At 67.2% G+C, this 2823-nt stretch carries 1 protein-coding gene and 2 pseudogenes; 1 reads left to right on the top strand and 2 read right to left on the bottom strand.

Annotated elements, in window-relative coordinates; all coding sequences use genetic code 11:
• Positions 1 to 414: pseudogene (locus tag Q0L11_RS17770) on the top strand (MFS transporter); the annotation flags it as partial.
• 60 nt (positions 415 to 474) lie between these two features.
• Here Q0L11_RS17770 and Q0L11_RS17765 read toward each other — a convergent pair.
• Complete coding sequence (locus Q0L11_RS17765) at positions 475 to 1776, bottom strand: UDP-glucose/GDP-mannose dehydrogenase family protein (RefSeq protein ID WP_296598991.1); 1302 nt, start codon at positions 1774 to 1776, stop codon at positions 475 to 477.
• Between the two features lie 91 nt (positions 1777 to 1867).
• A pseudogene (locus tag Q0L11_RS17760) lies at positions 1868 to 2823 on the bottom strand (phosphomannomutase/phosphoglucomutase); the annotation flags it as partial.

Genomic DNA, 2823 nt, shown 5'->3' with positions numbered 1-2823 from the left:
CTGGGCTTCGCCATGCCGTTCTTCTTCATCCCGACAACCAGCCTGGCGCTGTCGTCGGTGCTCCCGGAAGAGACCGCCGCGGCCGCGGGCCTGCAGAACTTCCTGCGCACGACCTCGGCGGCGTTCGCCACTTCGATCATGACCACGGCGTGGGACAATACGTCATCGGCCCAGCGCAGCGTCCTCGCCGGCGCCTTGCCGGATCCACAGCGGGCGCTCGACGTCATGACCGCCCGCGGCCTGTCGCCGGACCAGGCGCTGCGCCAGCTCGAGGGCCTGGTGCAGACCCAGGCGGTGATGATTTCGACGAACCGGATGTTCCTGGCGACCGCGGTGGTCTTCGCCCTCGCCGCCTCGGTGATCTGGATCGCACCCAAGCCCAAGCGCATGGCCGGTCCGGGGGGAGGGCACTAGGGGCCCTTCTCCCGCAAGGGGAGAACGATTGAAGCTCGGCTTATTCTCTCGCGTCCCCGCCTAGACCCGCCCGATGCTCGAATATTCGAAGCCGCGGGCCTTCATGTCGGCAGGCTTGTAGATGTTGCGCAGGTCGACCAGGACCGGCTTCTTCATGATCAGCTTGATGCGATCGAGGTCGAGCGCACGGAACTGGTCCCACTCGGTGATGATCACCAGGATGTCGGCGCCTTCGGCCACTGCGTAGGGGTCGGCCTTGAAGTCGACGCCGGTCAGCAACTTCTCGGCCTCGTGGCCCTCGGGGTCGAAGGCCTGGACCTTGGCGCCCTTGTCCTGCAGGGCCGGCACGATGGCCAGCGACGGGGCGTCGCGCATGTCGTCGGTGTTGGGCTTGAAGGTCAGGCCGAGGATGCCGACGGTCTTGCCCTTCACGTCGCCGCCGGCGGCCTTGATGACCTTGCGGGCCATCGCGCGCTTGCGCTCGTCGTTGATCTTGATGGTGGTCTCGACCAGTTCGACGGGGCTCCCGGCGTCGCGGGCTGTCCGGACCAGCGCGATGGTGTCCTTCGGGAAGCATGAGCCGCCATAGCCGGGGCCGGCGTTCAGGAACTTGCCGCCGATGCGGCCGTCCAGGCCGATGCCCTTCGCCACCTGCTGCACGTCGGCGCCGACGGCCTCGCACAGGTCGGCCATCTCGTTGATGTAGGTGATCTTGAGCGCCAGGTAGGCGTTGGCGGCGTACTTGATCAGCTCGCTGGTGCGGCGGCTGGTGAACAGGATCGGCGTCTCGTTCAGGTACAGCGGCCGGTACAGCTCGCGCATGACCGCCTGGGCGCGCTCGTCCTGGGTGCCGACAACCACGCGGTCGGGGCGCTTGAAGTCCTCGATCGCCGCGCCTTCGCGCAGGAACTCCGGGTTCGAGACGATGGCGACGTCGGCGCCAGGGCGCACGCGCTTGAAGATCGCCTCGATCTCGTCGCCCGTGCCTACGGGGACGGTCGATTTGGTGACCACCACGGTGAACCCGTCCACCAGGGTCGCGATCTCCTCGGCGGCCGCATAGACGTAGCTGAGGTCCGCGTAGCCGTCGCCGCGGCGCGAGGGCGTGCCCACGCCGATGAACACCGCGTCGGCCTCGCGGATCGCCTGCGTCGCGTCGGTGTCGAAGAACAGGCGGCCGGCCTTGACGTTCGCGGCCACGAGTTGGTCGAGGCCCGGCTCGTAGATCGGGATGCCGCCGCTGCGGAGCTGCTCGATCTTCGAGGCGTCCTTGTCGATGCAGGTCACCGTGTGCCCGAAGTCGGCGAAACAGGCGCCGCTGACGAGGCCCACATAGCCCGTCCCGATCATCGCCACGCGCATTCAGAACTCTCCTCGAAGGCCGCGCCTTTCACCACGCGGGAAGGCTTGCCGCAACGGCACATCTTCCCGCAGTGCAGCAAAAATTGCGCCGCTAGATTTCCTGGTTGTACGCGCCCACTTGCGGCCGCTTGGCGAGGCGGGGCTTCACCTCCTCGCGGAACAGCGCGCGCATGTCGTCCTCGGATTTCGTGCTTTCGACGACGACCACGATCTCGGGCTTGTTGGACGAGGCGCGGACCAGCACCCACGAGCCGTCCTCCAGCGCCACCCGAACGCCGTTGACCGTGATGAGGTCGACGATCCTGCGACCCAGGATCGTGCCGCCGGCATCCGCCAGCGCCTGGTATTCGGCCACCACGTCCTCGACCACGCCGTACTTCTCCTCGTCGGCGCAATGCGGGCTCATGGTCAGCGAGGTGTAGGCCACCGGCAGCGCTTTCTTCAGGTCGCTGAGCTTCTTGTCCGGGTTGCGGTCAAGCATGGCCAGGATCGCGGCGGCGGCCACCAGGCCGTCGTCGTAGCCGCGGCCGATCGGCGGGTTCATGAAGAAGTGGCCGCTCTTCTCGAAGCCGGCCAGGGCGCCCAGCTCGGCGGTCTTGCGCTTGATGTAGCTGTGGCCGGTCTTCCAGTAGACGGTCTTGGCGCCGTTCTTCTTCAGCACCTCGTCGGTGGCGAAGAGACCGGTCGACTTCACGTCGACGATGAACGTGGCGTCGCGATGCAATTCAGAAAGATCCCGGGCGAGCATCAACCCGATCTTGTCGGCGAAGATCTCCTCGCCCTCGTCGTCCACCACCCCGCAGCGGTCGCCGTCGCCGTCGAAGCCCAGAGCCACGTCGGCGCCGTGCTCCTTCACCGCCTTGGCCATGGCGTGGAGCATCACGCTGTCCTCGGGGTTCGGGTTGTAGCGCGGGAAGGTGTAGTCGAGGTCGCAGTCCATCTCGATCAGGACGGCTACGCCCATGTCGCGCAGGGCCTTGGGCGCGAAGGCGCCGGCCGTGCCGTTGCCGCAGGCGGCGATGACGGTGAGCGGGCGCTTCAGGCTGA

Origin of the sequence: Phenylobacterium sp., from assembly GCF_024508875.1 — a bacterium.
Taxonomy (GTDB): Bacteria; Pseudomonadota; Alphaproteobacteria; order Caulobacterales; family Caulobacteraceae; genus Phenylobacterium.
This window is presented reverse-complemented; position numbering and strand designations above follow the sequence as displayed.